We start from the raw sequence: 14,532 nt of genomic DNA, 5'->3' as shown, positions 1-14,532 counted from the left end.
AACTATGCTGCAAAACGGAGATTTCCCTGGCTGAATTGTCGTCCATTCGCTTTTCGATCAGTAATATGTGCCAAAATTTTGCTATCTGAGGAGCAGAATCATGTCCGATCAGTTCTATTCACAAATCCGGCAACAGCTTGAGACAACGCGGCAGGACGGATTGTTCAAACAGGAGCGCACCCTGACCTCGGCGCAGCAGGCGGAAATCAACGTCGCCAATAGCCCGCCGGTGATTAACTTCTGCGCCAATAACTATCTCGGCCTTGCGAACCATCCGGCGCTGATTCAGGCCGCCAAAGACGGTATGGATACGCATGGTTTTGGCATGGCGTCGGTGCGTTTTATCTGCGGCACGCAGGACAGCCATCAGCTGCTGGAGCGCCGGCTGGCGGAGTTCCTCGGCATGGAAGAGGCTATCCTGTTCTCCTCATGCTTCGACGCCAACGGCGGGCTGTTTGAGACTTTGCTGGGCGCGGAAGACGCGATTATCTCGGATGCGCTCAACCATGCGTCGATCATCGACGGCATCCGCCTGTGCAAAGCTCAGCGCTATCGTTACGCCAACAATGATATGGCTGAGCTGCGCGCGCGCCTGCAGGAGGCCCGCGACAAAGGCGCGCGCTACCTGCTGATTGCCACCGACGGCGTGTTCTCCATGGATGGCGTGATCGCTAACCTGCAGGGCATTTGCGATCTGGCCGATGAGTTTAATGCGCTGGTGATGGTGGATGACTCGCACGCGGTGGGCTTTGTCGGCGCAAGCGGACGCGGCACGCATGAATACTGCGGCGTGATGGATCGCGTGGATATCCTGACCGGCACGCTGGGTAAAGCGCTGGGTGGCGCGTCCGGCGGTTACGTGGCGGCAAAACGCGAGGTGGTTGAATGGCTGCGCCAGCGCTCGCGCCCTTATCTGTTCTCTAACTCGCTGGCACCGGCGATTGTGGCCGCGTCGCTGCGCGTGCTGGATCTGCTGAACGAAGGCGATGGCCTGCGGCAGCGGCTGTGGGAAAACGCCCGCTTCTTCCGGGAAAAAATGACCGCCGCTGGCTTTACGCTGGCCGGTGCCGATCACGCCATCATTCCGGTGATGCTGGGCGATGCCAAAGTGGCGCAGCAGTTTGCCAGCCTGCTCCAGCAGGAAGGCATCTACGTTACCGGCTTCTTCTATCCGGTGGTGCCGCAGGGCCAGGCGCGCATTCGCACGCAGATTTCTGCCGGCCACACCCAGGCGCAGCTGGAGCACGCGGTGGCGGCCTTCACGCGCATCGGACACCAATTAGGGGTTATCACTGCAGGAGCCAACGGATGAAAGCACTGGCTAAACTGAAAGCGGAAGAGGGGATCTGGATGGTGCACGACGCACCGGTGCCGGAGCCTGGTCATAACGATCTGCTGATTAAAATCCGCAAAACCGCCATCTGTGGCACCGATGTGCATATCTATAACTGGGACGACTGGTCGCGCAAAACCATTCCGGTGCCAATGATCACCGGCCACGAATACGTGGGCGAAGTGGTCGGTATCGGTCAGGAAGTGAAGGGTTTCGCCATCGGCGATCGCGTATCAGGCGAAGGTCACATCACCTGTGGCCACTGCCGCAACTGTCGCGCCGGCCGTACCCATTTATGCCGTAATACCGTGGGTGTAGGGGTCAATCGTCAGGGCTGCTTCGCCGAATATCTGGTGATCCCGGCGTTTAACGCGTTCAAAATTCCCGACAATATTTCCGACGAGCTGGCGGCGATTTTCGACCCGTTCGGTAACGCGGTGCATACCGCGCTCTCGTTTGATTTGGTAGGTGAAGACGTGCTGATCTCCGGTGCCGGACCGATTGGCATTATGGCGGCAGCGGTGTGTAAACACGTCGGCGCGCGGAATGTGGTGATCACTGACATCAATGAGTACCGCCTCGGGCTGGCGCGTGAAATGGGCGTGACGCGTGCGGTCAACGTGGCGCAGCAGAATCTGCGCGAGGTGATGACGGAACTGGGGATGACCGAAGGCTTTGATGTCGGACTGGAGATGTCCGGCGCGCCGCCGGCGTTTCGTACCCTGCTGGAGACGATGAATCACGGCGGACGCATTGCGCTGCTGGGCATTCCGCCGGGTGAGATGTCGATTGACTGGAATCAGGTTATCTTCAAGGGGCTGTTTATCAAGGGGATTTACGGCCGTGAGATGTTTGAAACCTGGTACAAAATGGCCGCGCTGATTCAGTCTGGCCTCGATCTGACGCCAATCATCACGCATCGCTATCACATCGACGACTTCCAGCAGGGCTTCGACGAGATGCGTTCCGGGCGTTCAGGCAAAGTGGTGCTGAGCTGGGATTAAACGACACACCGGCCTGCGGGCCGGTGACGCTCAGGATTGCTGTTTTTCCGCATCGGTCAGGTAACGCACCTTTCGCGTGTAATCCTGGCCTTTAAAGCTCAGCGGCTGGTGCGGATCCTGCAAATATTTTTGCCATTCGCTCAAGGGGAAGCCGCCATGCGCGCCAATCACCTGCGGTGGAATCACGGCCGACTGACCGCCAATGCGTTTCGACACCGGCCAGTTAGCCCATTCGCCCAGATTGACCGTGCGGATATCCAGCAGGTCAAGCAGTGCGGCGAGTGGCGGCTGATCGGTCGGCGGCTGGTCGTCATTCATCAATTCCCAGGTATCATTAAATAATGTCAGCCACAGCGGACAAATACGCTGCCATGTGCGACGTGAGGCCGCCAGATAGGCGCTATTTACGTGATCCTGCAAATAAGGGCGAATGGTGTGGTGGTAATAAGCCGGAATATGTTCTTTCGGCGCGCCGGCCAGTTTGGCGATCATCTTGCCCTGACGGAAGCTGCTGTACAGATGATGCTCACGCATCGCAATATCCGGCGTTTTTAATAAATTGAGATCGGAATCGATCATCAATATACCTTCACCGGTTGCCTGCAAGGGGGCCTGAAGTTTAATCAGGCGGCTGCGGTAGATCTGTTTATAGCGGTAGTTTTCTTCACGAAACGGCACCTCCAGCGTCACCACACGCACGCGTGCCGGCAGCGGCGGAAAAGCGCTGGAAGGCTGATCGCTGACAATGACAATTTCGCTGATGGTGTCGGCGCAGCGGCTGGCAAAATAAGCGCTGAGCACCGCTTCTTCAATGTAATCAGCGCCGGTACAGGGGATGACTACGGAACTGACGGCAATTGTGCCCTGCGCATCCGCCTGCGTGGCGGGAATGTTGTGGCGCGAGAGAATATAGCGACGGTGTTTATTTAAAAAATCAAACATGCTTTTTTCTCTCCATGACGTTTTCCAGAATGTTTTCCACGCCCGACACGTAATGTTCGATGCTATAGCGCTCGCGCACCCGGGCGGCGGCGGCGGCGATTAAACGCTGGCGCAGTGCAGTATCCTGCCACAGCGCGCTAAGATGCTGGCTAAGCTGTTGCGTATTGCCATAGTCAAACAGTAAACCGGTCTCGCCGTGTTGAATTAATTCCGACGTACCGACGACATTCGAACCTATCACCGCCGTATTCACCAGCATCGCTTCCAGCACCACGCGCGGCAGCCCTTCACTGGCTGAGGCGAGAATAAACGTATCGAATGCCGCCAGATAATCCAGCGCGTTATTTTGAAAGCCGGTAAAAATAACCTGCGCGGCAATCCCCTCTTTTTGCGCCAGCTGCTGTAAGTGCTGCTGCTCCGGGCCGGCACCGACGATCACCATTTTCCATTTAGCGGCAGGATGCGCGCGGCTGAATTCACCTAACGCCTGCAAAATATGATGATTGGATTTACGCGCAATCAGGGAACCGATGGAGCCGAAAATAAAGGTATCGGCGGGATAATCAAAGCGCTGACGCACCGCCTCACGCACCGGCAGCGGCTGATGAATATCGATAGCGTTGGATACGGTAAAGCAGCGCTGCGCATCAACACCGCTTTCGCTCAGGGTGCGGTGTACGCCCTGTGACACGGCAATCACCGCATCACAATGCCGATTAATCATCTTGACCAGCGCATTATTGAGTAATGGATCAATGCGGCAGTGCTGAATTAACGCCACGTGAGTCTGTTCAGCGGCGAGATAGCCTTCAACGTTGGTGCTGGGCTGATTATTCATGTACAGCGCATCATAGCCACCGTCGCGTAAAATCGTCGCGATTTGGCGGGCGTTAGGCTGCATGCGCCACTGGCGATCGATGCGGTCGATGGCGTTTTTTTTCACCGCGCGGTTAAAAAACAGCAGGGTGCGCAGCAACTCTTTGGTGATTTTTGCCCAGAGCGGCTGGCGACGCTGCGCAATAAATGTCACCGGAATGCCGATCGCGTCTAATACCGAGGCAATCGTCTCCTGATTGCCACGCGCATAATTCTGATAAAAACAGCAAGTGATAGCGAAACGCTGGCGATCAATGCGCTTGAGTAATTCCAGCATGCTGTTGGTACCGCCGCCCCATTCGCGCCCGGTATCCAGCAGCAGAATTTTCTTTCTGGTTGACGTCATCTGTTCCGATATCCTTGCGCGGAAAAGGTGTGGCGTTAAATAAGGCGCAGCACGCTGCGCCTGATAATCAGAATAGCTGTTTAAGCGACTGCACGAGTGGACTGCCGGTAATGCTCTCTGTCACCACCTCCACCGCACGACTCTGCGGTACGGCTGGCAGCGGCTGACCCGGCTTACACACGCCAGGCGCACGGAACACCGGAGTACGCGGTTGCACCGGCGTGCTGGCCGGCGGCGTAGCGCCCTGGCGCAGCGGTTCGTTGAGCAACTGGCTGGGGCGGACGAGAGTGATATCGCCCGGTAGCGTCGGCAACATCTGCTGCAACACCCGTACCGTGGTGGGATGCGGATGGCCAATGGCGATGGCGTAGCCATCACGCTGTGCCAGCTTCACTGCGCGGGTGAACTGGGTGCGAATCGCCGCTTCATTCTGGCTGTCGTCGAGGAATACGCGCCGCTTCAGGACTTTGACCTGCGTGCCCTGTGCGGCCGGGACCGACTGGCTGTTGCCAATGGTCATGCTATCGAGGAAGTAGTAGTTGTAGTGATTGAGCACCTGCATCACTTTCTGCATGCCGGGCAGGCTGGAGGTCATTTTGCTGCCCATATGGTTGTTCAGGCCAACCGCATACGGCACTTTGTTGCTGGCGTCACGCACGATGCGCGCGATCTCTTCGCTGCTCATCTCCGGCGTCAGCGTGTCCTTCTCCAGCGGCTGTTTGCTTAGCGGCGCCATCGGCAGGTGAATCAGCACTTCATGACCGCCCTGATGCGCTTTGGTTGCCATATCACGCGCATGAGGCGCATTGGGCAGCACCGCCACAGAAATCGCGGCAGGCATCTGCAGCACTTTATTCTCTTCAGCCGGGCGGTAGCCGAAGTCGTCAATGACGATAGCCAGTTTTCCCGCATGGGCGGCAAAGGTGAAAAACAGCCCGCACAGGGCGGCGCTAAGCTTTTGGGACTGAAACAACACTTATCTTCCTAACCACGGCAGTGGGTTGACGGCCTGTCCCTGACGACGAATTTCAAAGTAGAGCGAGGGCGTGCCGCGGCCGCCGCTGGTGCCCACGAGGGCGATAGGCTGTCCTGCCTTCACCTGCGCACCGACGCTCACCAACGCGCTCTGATTGTAGCCATAAAGGCTCATATCGCCTTTACCGTGTTCGACGACCACAACCAGGCCGTAGCCTTGCAGCCAGTCGGCCATCAGCACGCGACCATCAGCAATGGCTTTGACTTCAGTGCCTTCCGGGGCATCAATCACCAGACCTTTCCAGCGCAGTTCGCCCTGCATTGCTTCACCAAAGCGATGTTCAATGCGACCGCGTACTGGCCAGATGGCCTGTCCGCCCGGCCGGCCAAGGCCGCCGGTGCGCGCCATCAGCTCGCGCTCGCTTTGTGTAGGGGAATAGCTGGAGCCTTTGGCTTTTGCCTGGGCCTGACGCTGGCGCACTTTTTCCGCCTCGCGCGCTTCGCGTTGCGCCCGTTCGCGCGCCTCACGTTCGGCTTTGGCGATTTTGTCCTGCAGGCGGCTTTCGTTCTGGCGCATCTCGACCAGATCGGCCTGGTCTTTCTCCAGCGCGCTCTCCAGTGCGGACAGTGTTTTCTTACGCGCGGCGCTGGCGGTTTCCAGCTTGTTCTGTTGCGTCTGCTGCTGCGCTAACAGCGACTTTTGCTGCTCCTGCTTACCCTGCAGCGCCTGACGCTGCTGCGCCAGTTCCTGCTGAGTCTGCTTAAGCTCGTCGATATTTTTCTGCCGGGCGGCATTGAGGTAGCCAAAATAGGCCAGAATGCGTTCGCTGCGCTGTGCTTCTTCACCGCCGAGCAGCAGCTGCACGCCGTTGTGCTGGCCCTGACGAAACGCGGCATCCAGCTGCTGCGCCAGCAGTTTTTCCTGCTGCGCCTGCTGCTTTTCCAGCCGGGCAATGGCGGCGGTGGTTTGGGCGATTTCGCCGTTCAGCGCGCTCAGGCTGTTGCGGGTTTCACGCAGCTGGCGACTGGCCTGGGCAATCACTTTTTCCTGACTCTGCAGCTGATCGAGCAGCTTACTGCGCTGCAGCTTCTGCAATTTAACGCTTTTCTCTTTTTCGGCGATGTCCTGCTGAATGGACTTTAGCTGCGTTTTGCTGTCATCGGCGCTATGCGCGGCGACGGGCAACAGCAACGCACCCGCACAAAGCAGGCTGAGGGAGATATCGGACCAGCGAAATGACAACGGAGATGCCGGGTCGTTATAACGGGTCCTTGTGTGTGTAACGGTCGCTTTTCCCTTCATAGTCGATAATTATTCCACGATGAACAGCCGCTTACCAGTTATCCCGGCCGGGTTTTGCTTTACGAAAGATGTCGGCCACAGCTTACCGGGATAAAGATTGTCTCAATTTTGCGATTAGAACACTTTTTTTGGAAAATGACGCACAAATCGTAACTCTGCCCGCTTCGCGACTGTACATGCGAAGTGGCGCAGGTATACTCAGAACCCTTGTTTTAGCTTATTAGCCCCGGTCTGGAGTCGTTACCCCTCATGCAAGAAATTATGCAGTTTGCAAGCAATCACCCCATCCTTAGTCTGGCATGGGTCGCTTTACTTATTCTGGTGATTGTAACCACCGTTAAAGGCATGTTCTCTAAGGTAAAAACCATCAGCCGTGGTGAAGCAACCCACCTGATCAACAAAGAGGACGCGGTGGTGGTAGACGTTCGTTCACGCGACGACTATCGCAAAGGACACATTTCAGGGGCTATTAACATCGCCGCAGCCGATATCAAAAAAGGCAGCTTCGGCGAGCTGGAAAAGCACAAGTCGCAGCCCATAATTGTGGTATGTGCCACCGGCCAGAGCGCCGCAGAACCGGCAGCCACCCTTAGCGCAGCGGGTTTTGACAAAGTGACCGTGCTGAAAGATGGTGTGAGCGGCTGGAGTGGCGAAAACCTGCCGCTGGTTCGCGGTAAATAACTTCCTGAGGTATCACCGCATGGCTAATGTTGAGATTTACACCAAAGTGACCTGTCCTTACTGCCACCGGGCGAAGGCGTTGCTGGATCAAAAAGGCGTGTCATACCAGGAGATTCCCATTGATGGGGACGCGGTAAAGCGCGAAGAGATGATCAAACGCAGCGGCCGCACCACGGTGCCACAGATCTTTATTGACGCGCAGCACATTGGCGGCTGTGACGATCTCTACGCGCTGGACGGGCGTCAGGGACTCGATCCCTTACTCCGCGCATAATATTCTCGACCGACAATTTTCACTTAAAGGATTCAGTAACATGTCAGAGCATAGCAGCAACGAAATGCAGTTCCAGATTCAACGCGTTTACACCAAAGACGTTTCATTTGAAGCGCCAAACGCACCTCAGGTTTTCCAGAAAGAGTGGGAACCGGAAGTGAAGCTGGATCTGGACACCGCCTCTTCTCAGCTGGCGGATGAAGTGTATGAAGTCGTGCTGCGCGTTACTGTCACCGCCACCGTGGGCGAAGACACCGCGTTCCTGTGCGAAGTACAGCAGGCCGGTATCTTCACCATCAGCGGTATCGAAGGCACGCAGATGGCACATTGCCTCGGCGCTTACTGCCCGAACATTCTGTTCCCGTATGCGCGTGAATGTGTCACCAGCCTGGTGTCACGCGGTACCTTCCCTCAGCTCAATCTGGCGCCGGTCAACTTTGATGCGCTGTTCATGAATTATCTGCAGCAGCAGGGTGAAGGCGAAGCGCCACGTCAGGATGCCTGATGACTACACTCAACGCTTCGATTAGCGTCATCGGTGCCGGCTCGTACGGCACCGCACTGGGCATTACGCTGGCCCGTAATGGCCATCCGGTGCTGCTGTGGGGCCACAATCCGCAAAGCGTGGCGCAGCTGCAGGCTGACCGATGCAATACCGCTTTCCTGCCCGATGTTCCTTTCCCCGATAATCTCGTTCCTGAAGCCGATCTGGCCCGCGTCGTCAGCGCCAGCCGCGATCTGCTGGTGGTGGTGCCAAGCCATGTGTTCGGCGACGTGCTGATGCAGCTCAAACCGCTGCTGCGTGCCGACTCACGCATTGTCTGGGCGACCAAAGGACTGGAAAAAGAGACCGGACGGCTGCTGCAGGATGTGGCGCGTGAAATCCTCGGCGACAGCATTCCGCTGGCGGTGATTTCCGGCCCGACCTTTGCCAAAGAGCTGGCGGCCGGTTTGCCGACGGCGATTGCGCTGGCGGCCACTGACGCGCAGTTTGCCGACGATCTGCAGCAAAAGCTGCACTGCGGCAAAAGCTTCCGCGTTTACAACAATCCGGACTTTATCGGCGTGCAGCTGGGCGGCGCAGTGAAAAACGTCATTGCGATTGGTGCTGGAATCTCCGACGGCATTGGCTTTGGCGCCAACGCGCGTACGGCACTCATCACCCGCGGTCTGGCGGAGATGAGCCGTCTTGGTGCTGCGCTGGGTGCCGATCCGACGACCTTTATGGGTATGGCGGGTCTTGGCGATCTGGTGCTGACCTGTACCGATAATCAGTCGCGAAACCGCCGTTTCGGCATGATGCTGGGGCAGGGCGAAAGCGTGGATGAGGCGCAACGCATTATCGGACAAGTTGTAGAAGGCTACAGAAACACTAAAGAAGTCAAAGCGTTAGCTGCGCGTATGGGCGTGGAAATGCCAATAACCGAGCAAATTTATCAGGTATTATATTGCGAAAAATCGGCGCGAGAGGCAGCATTGAGCCTGCTTGGTCGTACAAGGAAGGACGAGAACAGCCAAAGCTAAAGCAGGACGCTTAAGCATTATCACCTGTAGCGCCTAATCGGGCGCTTTTTTATCGGGAGCAAACAGCAATGTCGTCTGAAGAGTTAGAACTGGTCTGGAACCATATCAAAGCCGAAGCCAGAGCGCTGGCCGATTGTGAACCGATGCTGGCCAGTTTTTACCACGCGACCTTGCTCAAGCACGAAAATCTCGGCAGCGCGCTCAGCTACATGCTGGCTAACAAGCTCGCTAACCCGATCATGCCCGCTATCGCCATCCGCGAAATTGTTGAAGAAGCCTATCGTCAGGATCCTGAGATGATTGTCTCGGCCGCGTACGATATTCAGGCGGTGCGTCAGCGCGATCCGGCGGTCGACAAATATTCCACGCCGTTACTCTATCTGAAAGGCTTCCACGCGCTGCAGGCGTACCGTATTGGCCACTGGCTGTGGAAAGAGGGACGGCGCGCGCTGGCGGTGTATCTGCAAAACGAAATCTCGGTCTCATTCGCCGTGGATATTCATCCGGCGGCGCGCATCGGGCGCGGCATCATGCTGGATCACGCCACCGGCATCGTGATTGGTGAAACGGCTGTGGTGGAAAATGACGTCTCTATTCTGCAATCGGTCACGCTGGGCGGTACCGGTAAAACCAGCGGCGATCGCCATCCGAAGATCCGTGAAGGGGTGATGATTGGCGCAGGGGCCAAAATCCTTGGCAATATTGAAGTCGGGCGCGGTGCCAAAATCGGTGCCGGTTCGGTGGTCTTGCAGCCGGTGCCGCCCCATACCACGGCGGCCGGCGTGCCGGCGCGCATTGTCGGTAAACCAGCCAGCGACAAACCGTCGATGGATATGGATCAGCATTTCACCGGCGCCGGGTTTGAGTACGGCGACGGCATCTAACCTTTGATCAGCGCGCCCGCATAATCCAGCTGGCGCCACGCCTCATACACCACCACTGAAACCGCATTCGACAGGTTCATGCTGCGGCTCTCCGCGCGCATCGGAATGCGGATCTTCTGTTCTGCCGGCAACGCATTAAGAATTTCTGGTGGTAAGCCACGGCTCTCCGGGCCAAACAGCAGATAGTCGCCCGGCTGATAGCTGACGGCGCTGTGCGCCGGTGTGCCTTTGGTGGTCAGCGCGAATAAGCGCTGTGGCGCTTCCGCCGCCAGAAAAGCGGCATAGCTGGCGTGCTTTTTCAGCGCGGTATATTCATGATAATCCAGTCCGGCGCGGCGCAGGCGTTTATCATCCCAGGCGAAGCCTAACGGCTCAATCAGGTGCAGCTGAAAGCCGGTATTGGCGCACAGGCGGATGATGTTGCCGGTATTTGGCGGGATTTCAGGTTCAAATAAGACGATGTTTAGCATAAGCCCCCCGGAAACGAGGGCCGCAGCATAGCAAATTATTGCCGGGCGGAGTACAGCGGCAGCCACAGCGTCAGGCGCAGACCGCCTAACGGGCTGTCATCGGCTTTCACCCAGCCGCGGTGCTGTTGCACGGCGGTTTCGACAATCGCCAGCCCGAGCCCGGTGCCGCCGGATTCACGGTCACGCGCTTCATCGGTGCGGTAGAACGGACGGAAAATCTGCTCGCGATCTTCCGGGCTGACGCCGGGACCGTCGTCGTCGACGTGCACGGTGATGCCCTGAATATCCACGGCAAAGCTAACGCTGATGTGCGTGTGCGAGTAGCGCAGCGCGTTGCGCACAATGTTCTCCAGCGCGCTTTCCAGCGCATGCGGGTTACCGTACAGCGGCCACGGACCGGGCGGATACGGCACGTCCATGGTTTTACCCATCTGCTCCGCTTCGAATTTGGCATCTTCCAGCACGCCATTCCACAGCTGGTTGGCCTTCATCGCTTCGCTCACCAGCGCGTTCTTGTGCTGGGTGCGCGACAGTACCAGCAAGTCGTTGATCATGCCGTCCAGACGCTGCGCTTCGGTCTCAATACGCTCCAGCTCTTTGCCTTCGCCATGACGCCGGCGCAGTAGCGCAGTGGCCAGCTGCAGACGCGTCAGCGGCGTGCGTAATTCATGGCTGATATCCGACAGCAGTCGCTGCTGTGCCGTCATCATGCGTTCGAGCGCGCTCACCATCTGGTTGAAACTGGAGCCGGCTGCGAGAAATTCCTGCGGGCCCGATTCCAGTTCCGGATGCTGACGCAGATTCCCGCTCGCCACTTCATCCGCAGCATGTTTTAGTTTGCGTGCCGGACGCGCCAGGCTCCACGCCAGCCACAGTAGCAGTGGTGAGCTGATTAACATGGTGACGATGAGCAGCAGCAGGGGGCGGTCAAACAGCAGGTTGACGAAATCGAGCTGGGAACTGGTGGCGGGACGGATCAGATACAGCTGGTAATTGTCTTCGCCGTCGCGCACCGCGAAGGGGCCGACCATCTCGACGCGGCCATACTTTTTCTTCTGCGGATGATCGGCATTATCGGACTGGCCGATAAAGTTGCGGATCACCTGCATTTCATTGTGCTGCGCACCGATCACCCGTCCTTCGCTGGTCACCAGCAGCAGGCGCTGACCGGGCGGTGCCCATTTGTCGATGGCGCGAAACAGCCGGCGCCACCACATCAGGTCGTTGGGCGGATCCTGTGACAGCTCCGCCTCAACGTGTTGCTCAATCATGGTGCCCTGGCGCTGTTCGCTCTCCATCAGCGAGGTCATCTGGCGCGAATCGAGTTTGGGCACCATCAGTACCAGCATCAACACCAGCGCCAGGGTGAGCCAGAAGATGGCGAAGATGCGGGTGGTCAAACTTCCAATCATGATGCCGAAACCATCAGATAGCCGCGTCCGCGCAGAGTTTTGAACCACGGATGACCATCACGACGTTCCGGCAGCTTACGACGCAGGTTAGAGATGTGCATATCAATAGCGCGGTCAAACGGCGTCAGGCGCTTGCCCAGCACTTCCTGGCTGAGATGCTCGCGTGACACTACCTGGCCAAGATGCTGCGCCAGTAAGTAGAGCAGGGTGAACTCAGTGCCGGTGAGATCCAGCGTTTCGCTGTCGAAGCTGGCTTCCTGACGGCCCGGATTCAGCCGCAGGCAATCCACTTCCAGCGTCGGTGAGCTGTTATCGTGCTGTTGCTGCTGTTCGCTCCAGTTGGAACGGCGCAGAATCGCACGGATACGCGCCACCAGTTCGCGATCGTTGAACGGCTTTGGCAGATAGTCATCCGCGCCCAGTTCCAGGCCCAGAACGCGGTCCAGCTCGCTACCGCGGGCGGTCAGCATGATGACAGGGGTTTGATGTTGCTGGCGTAGCTCTTTTAACGTGTCGATACCGTTCTTCTTCGGCATCATGACATCGAGCAAAAGCAGGTCGACGGTGTTGTCCAGCAGATTGAGCGCCTGCTCGCCATCGCTGGCGACAATCACCTCAAAACCTTCCATTTCAAGCAGTTCTTTAAGCAGCGAAGTCAATTCGCGGTCGTCATCAACCAACAGGATTTTATTCATTTTTTGTTGCCCTCCGCAGGCAAAATACCGTGTTCCTATAGTGGCAATCCAACGCTTTACGTAGTTTTACACCCCCTGACGGATGTTTGCAGCTGTCGCCGTACACTAGCTCTCGTTGAATCGCAAAACGGAACGAACCGGGAGTAAACGATGCGCTACTTAACCGCCGTCGTCTTTGCCTCAGCGATGGTTCTCAGTCACGCCAGCGCAGAAGCAGCAGACACGACGACGATTGACGAGATGCATCATAACGGCGGATTGACGACAGGCAGTATGACGCAAAATCCGCAAAGCCACATGTTCGATGGCATTGAGCTGACTGAACAACAGCGGCAACAGATGCGCGACCTGATGCAGCAAGCGCGCCATGAACGCCCGGTGTTAAGCGTTCAGGATATAGAAACTATGCATGACCTTGTCATTGCAGACAAATTTAACGAATCGGCTATCCGCCAGCAGGCAGAGAAACAGGCCCGCGAGCAGGTAGAACTGCAAATCGAGATGGCCCGGGTTCGTAATCAGATGTATCACCTGCTAACGCCTGCACAGCAAGCAACATTGCAGAAGAATTTTGAGCGGCGCCTGAATGAAGCGCGTCGGCTCTCCGGATTGCAGCCATCATCACCGCTGCAAGCAGTGAGTAGTACCAGCAGTAACCAGTAACATAGTATCCCTGTTTTCCTTGCCATAGACACCATCCCTGTCTTCCCCGCCATGATGGCGGGGTTTTTTTTGCCCTGAATTCGCGGGCAAATTGCATCCGTTTCGCTATCCTGTCACGCAGTCTGCACGGTACGGTGATAAACTTGAGCCATTTTCCACTGCATGGCGTGCTGCAGCGCCTGACGAGGCAAGGCATGGAACCTTCCTACGCAAAACTGGTAAACCGCGCGGCGCTGGCGGCGACCACGCTGGCAACGCTGTTGCTGATCGTGAAAATTTTCGCCTGGTGGTACACCGGTTCGGTCAGCGTGCTGGCGGCGCTGGTGGATTCGCTGGTCGATATCGCCGCGTCACTGACCAATCTGCTGGTGGTGCGCTATTCATTGCAGCCTGCCGATGACGATCACACCTTTGGTCATGGCAAAGCGGAATCGCTGGCGGCACTGGCGCAAAGCATGTTTATCTCCGGATCGGCGCTGTTTTTGTTTCTTACCGGGCTGCAGCATCTGGCCACGCCGGAAACGCTGCGTGCGCCGCTGGTGGGTATAATAGTGACGCTGATCGCCCTCAGCTCCACGCTGGTGCTGGTCGCTTTCCAACGCTGGGTGGTGCGGCGTACCCGCAGCCAGGCGATTCGCGCGGACATGCTGCATTATCAGTCGGATGTGGTGATGAACGGTGCCATTCTGGTGGCGCTGGGCTTAAGCAGTTATGGTTTCAAGCGTGCGGATGCGCTGTTTGCGCTCGGCATCGGCGTATATATCCTCTATAACGCGCTGCGCATGGGCTATGAAGCGGTGCAGTCGCTGCTGGATCGTGCGTTGCCGGAGCAGGAAAAACAGGCGATTATCGCGCTGGTAAGCCACTGGCCCGGCGTACGCGGTGCCCATGCGTTACGTACGCGGCAGTCTGGCCCGACGCGGTTTATTCAGCTTCATCTGGAGATGGACGATCATCTCCCGCTGGTGCAGGCGCATCAGGTGGCCGATCAAATTGAGCAGGCATTACGGCAAAAATTTCCCGGCTCAGATGTGATTATTCATCAGGACCCCTGTTCTGTCGTGCCGCAAAATCAGCAGGGTTTTTTTCAGTATTAGCCGTTATAAAACATAGTATTGCGTGAAAAAAATGACGTAACGCTAACAACTTT

The 14,532-nt window shown here is 57.2% G+C and carries 16 protein-coding genes; 9 read left to right on the top strand and 7 right to left on the bottom strand.

The window, feature by feature from the left end:
• The first annotated feature begins 100 nt into the window (after positions 1-100).
• Positions 101-1,312 (top strand): glycine C-acetyltransferase, encoded by a 1,212-nt coding sequence (locus tag AC6I8P_RS18965; protein WP_104094247.1) that lies wholly within the window; start codon positions 101-103, stop codon positions 1,310-1,312.
• Positions 1,309-2,337 carry an L-threonine 3-dehydrogenase gene (gene tdh, locus AC6I8P_RS18960; RefSeq protein ID WP_058759416.1) on the top strand — a complete coding sequence of 343 codons (1,029 nt, stop codon included), beginning with the start codon at positions 1,309-1,311 and terminating at the stop codon, positions 2,335-2,337. The genes AC6I8P_RS18965 and tdh overlap by 4 nt, the downstream gene beginning before the upstream one ends.
• 30 nt (positions 2,338-2,367) lie before the next feature.
• Here tdh and AC6I8P_RS18955 read toward each other — a convergent pair whose 3' ends face one another.
• The 4 genes from AC6I8P_RS18955 to envC form a co-directional block, all read right to left on the bottom strand.
• Positions 2,368-3,279: a hypothetical protein gene (locus AC6I8P_RS18955; RefSeq protein ID WP_498030877.1), complete on the bottom strand. Its 912-nt coding sequence runs from the start codon at positions 3,277-3,279 to the stop codon at positions 2,368-2,370.
• Positions 3,272-4,501 (bottom strand): glycosyltransferase, encoded by a 1,230-nt coding sequence (locus AC6I8P_RS18950; protein ID WP_498030876.1) that lies wholly within the window; start codon positions 4,499-4,501, stop codon positions 3,272-3,274. The genes AC6I8P_RS18955 and AC6I8P_RS18950 overlap by 8 nt, the downstream gene beginning before the upstream one ends.
• Before the next feature lie 67 nt (positions 4,502-4,568).
• The gene (locus AC6I8P_RS18945; protein ID WP_498031187.1) at positions 4,569-5,474 is read right to left on the bottom strand and encodes a divergent polysaccharide deacetylase family protein; all 906 of its coding nucleotides are present in this window, start codon (positions 5,472-5,474) and stop codon (positions 4,569-4,571) included.
• Positions 5,475-5,477: 3 nt separating this feature from the next.
• The gene (gene envC, locus AC6I8P_RS18940; protein WP_498030875.1) at positions 5,478-6,779 is read right to left on the bottom strand and encodes a murein hydrolase activator EnvC; all 1,302 of its coding nucleotides are present in this window, start codon (positions 6,777-6,779) and stop codon (positions 5,478-5,480) included.
• Between the two features lie 249 nt (positions 6,780-7,028).
• Here envC and AC6I8P_RS18935 point away from each other — a divergent pair, with 249 nt between their 5' ends.
• The 5 genes from AC6I8P_RS18935 (at position 7,029) to cysE (ending at position 10,142) form a co-directional block, all read left to right on the top strand.
• Positions 7,029-7,460, top strand: a complete 432-nt coding sequence (locus tag AC6I8P_RS18935) for a rhodanese-like domain-containing protein (RefSeq protein WP_058759412.1) — start codon at positions 7,029-7,031, stop codon at positions 7,458-7,460.
• A 19-nt stretch (positions 7,461-7,479) separates the two neighbouring features.
• The gene (gene grxC, locus AC6I8P_RS18930; RefSeq protein WP_010616518.1) at positions 7,480-7,734 is read left to right on the top strand and encodes a glutaredoxin 3; all 255 of its coding nucleotides are present in this window, start codon (positions 7,480-7,482) and stop codon (positions 7,732-7,734) included.
• 40 nt (positions 7,735-7,774) lie between these two features.
• Positions 7,775-8,239 (top strand): protein-export chaperone SecB, encoded by a 465-nt coding sequence (gene secB, locus AC6I8P_RS18925; protein WP_021507054.1) that lies wholly within the window; start codon positions 7,775-7,777, stop codon positions 8,237-8,239.
• Positions 8,239-9,258: an NAD(P)H-dependent glycerol-3-phosphate dehydrogenase gene (gpsA, locus tag AC6I8P_RS18920; RefSeq protein WP_498030874.1), complete on the top strand. Its 1,020-nt coding sequence runs from the start codon at positions 8,239-8,241 to the stop codon at positions 9,256-9,258. The genes secB and gpsA overlap by 1 nt, the downstream gene beginning before the upstream one ends.
• Positions 9,259-9,326: 68 nt before the next feature.
• The gene (gene cysE / locus AC6I8P_RS18915; RefSeq protein ID WP_021507052.1) at positions 9,327-10,142 is read left to right on the top strand and encodes a serine O-acetyltransferase; all 816 of its coding nucleotides are present in this window, start codon (positions 9,327-9,329) and stop codon (positions 10,140-10,142) included.
• Here the strand turns inward: cysE and trmL are convergent.
• From trmL to cpxR, 3 genes are read right to left on the bottom strand one after another with little or no spacing between them, the layout of a single operon-like run.
• A complete protein-coding gene (gene trmL, locus AC6I8P_RS18910; protein WP_021507051.1) occupies positions 10,139-10,612 on the bottom strand; it encodes a tRNA (uridine(34)/cytosine(34)/5-carboxymethylaminomethyluridine(34)-2'-O)-methyltransferase TrmL in 474 nt (157 codons plus the stop codon). The genes cysE and trmL overlap by 4 nt on opposite strands.
• A gap of 35 nt (positions 10,613-10,647) precedes the next feature.
• Complete coding sequence (cpxA, locus tag AC6I8P_RS18905) at positions 10,648-12,024, bottom strand: envelope stress sensor histidine kinase CpxA (RefSeq protein WP_031279625.1); 1,377 nt, start codon at positions 12,022-12,024, stop codon at positions 10,648-10,650.
• Positions 12,021-12,719 (bottom strand): envelope stress response regulator transcription factor CpxR, encoded by a 699-nt coding sequence (gene cpxR, locus AC6I8P_RS18900; RefSeq protein WP_007885339.1) that lies wholly within the window; start codon positions 12,717-12,719, stop codon positions 12,021-12,023. Before cpxR ends, cpxA begins: the two co-directional genes overlap by 4 nt.
• Positions 12,720-12,869: 150 nt before the next feature.
• Between cpxR and cpxP the strand changes: the two genes are divergently transcribed.
• Both cpxP and fieF read left to right on the top strand, forming a co-directional pair.
• Complete coding sequence (gene cpxP, locus AC6I8P_RS18895; RefSeq protein ID WP_021507049.1) at positions 12,870-13,382, top strand: cell-envelope stress modulator CpxP; 513 nt, start codon at positions 12,870-12,872, stop codon at positions 13,380-13,382.
• 194 nt (positions 13,383-13,576) lie between these two features.
• Positions 13,577-14,479 carry a CDF family cation-efflux transporter FieF gene (fieF, locus tag AC6I8P_RS18890; protein ID WP_498030873.1) on the top strand — a complete coding sequence of 301 codons (903 nt, stop codon included), beginning with the start codon at positions 13,577-13,579 and terminating at the stop codon, positions 14,477-14,479.
• Positions 14,480-14,532: the final 53 nt, after the last annotated feature.

Source organism: gamma proteobacterium symbiont of Lampromicra miyakona, assembly GCF_059730895.1.
This window is presented reverse-complemented; position numbering and strand designations above follow the sequence as displayed.

Bases quoted from the DNA above. Each gene is read 5' to 3' on its own strand.
- trmL (WP_021507051.1), bottom strand. From the start codon at position 10,612: ATGCTAAACATCGTCTTATTTGAACCTGAAATCCCGCCAAATACCGGC.
- secB (WP_021507054.1), top strand. From the start codon at position 7,775: ATGTCAGAGCATAGCAGCAACGAAATGCAGTTCCAGATTCAACGCGTT.
- fieF (WP_498030873.1), top strand. From the start codon at position 13,577: ATGGAACCTTCCTACGCAAAACTGGTAAACCGCGCGGCGCTGGCGGCG.
- AC6I8P_RS18955 (WP_498030877.1), bottom strand. From the start codon at position 3,279: ATGTTTGATTTTTTAAATAAACACCGTCGCTATATTCTCTCGCGCCAC.
- AC6I8P_RS18935 (WP_058759412.1), top strand. From the start codon at position 7,029: ATGCAAGAAATTATGCAGTTTGCAAGCAATCACCCCATCCTTAGTCTG.
- cpxR (WP_007885339.1), bottom strand. From the start codon at position 12,719: ATGAATAAAATCCTGTTGGTTGATGACGACCGCGAATTGACTTCGCTG.
- tdh (WP_058759416.1), top strand. From the start codon at position 1,309: ATGAAAGCACTGGCTAAACTGAAAGCGGAAGAGGGGATCTGGATGGTG.
- AC6I8P_RS18950 (WP_498030876.1), bottom strand. From the start codon at position 4,501: ATGACGTCAACCAGAAAGAAAATTCTGCTGCTGGATACCGGGCGCGAA.
- envC (WP_498030875.1), bottom strand. From the start codon at position 6,779: ATGAAGGGAAAAGCGACCGTTACACACACAAGGACCCGTTATAACGAC.
- gpsA (WP_498030874.1), top strand. From the start codon at position 8,239: ATGACTACACTCAACGCTTCGATTAGCGTCATCGGTGCCGGCTCGTAC.
- cysE (WP_021507052.1), top strand. From the start codon at position 9,327: ATGTCGTCTGAAGAGTTAGAACTGGTCTGGAACCATATCAAAGCCGAA.
- cpxA (WP_031279625.1), bottom strand. From the start codon at position 12,024: ATGATTGGAAGTTTGACCACCCGCATCTTCGCCATCTTCTGGCTCACC.
- AC6I8P_RS18965 (WP_104094247.1), top strand. From the start codon at position 101: ATGTCCGATCAGTTCTATTCACAAATCCGGCAACAGCTTGAGACAACG.
- cpxP (WP_021507049.1), top strand. From the start codon at position 12,870: ATGCGCTACTTAACCGCCGTCGTCTTTGCCTCAGCGATGGTTCTCAGT.
- grxC (WP_010616518.1), top strand. From the start codon at position 7,480: ATGGCTAATGTTGAGATTTACACCAAAGTGACCTGTCCTTACTGCCAC.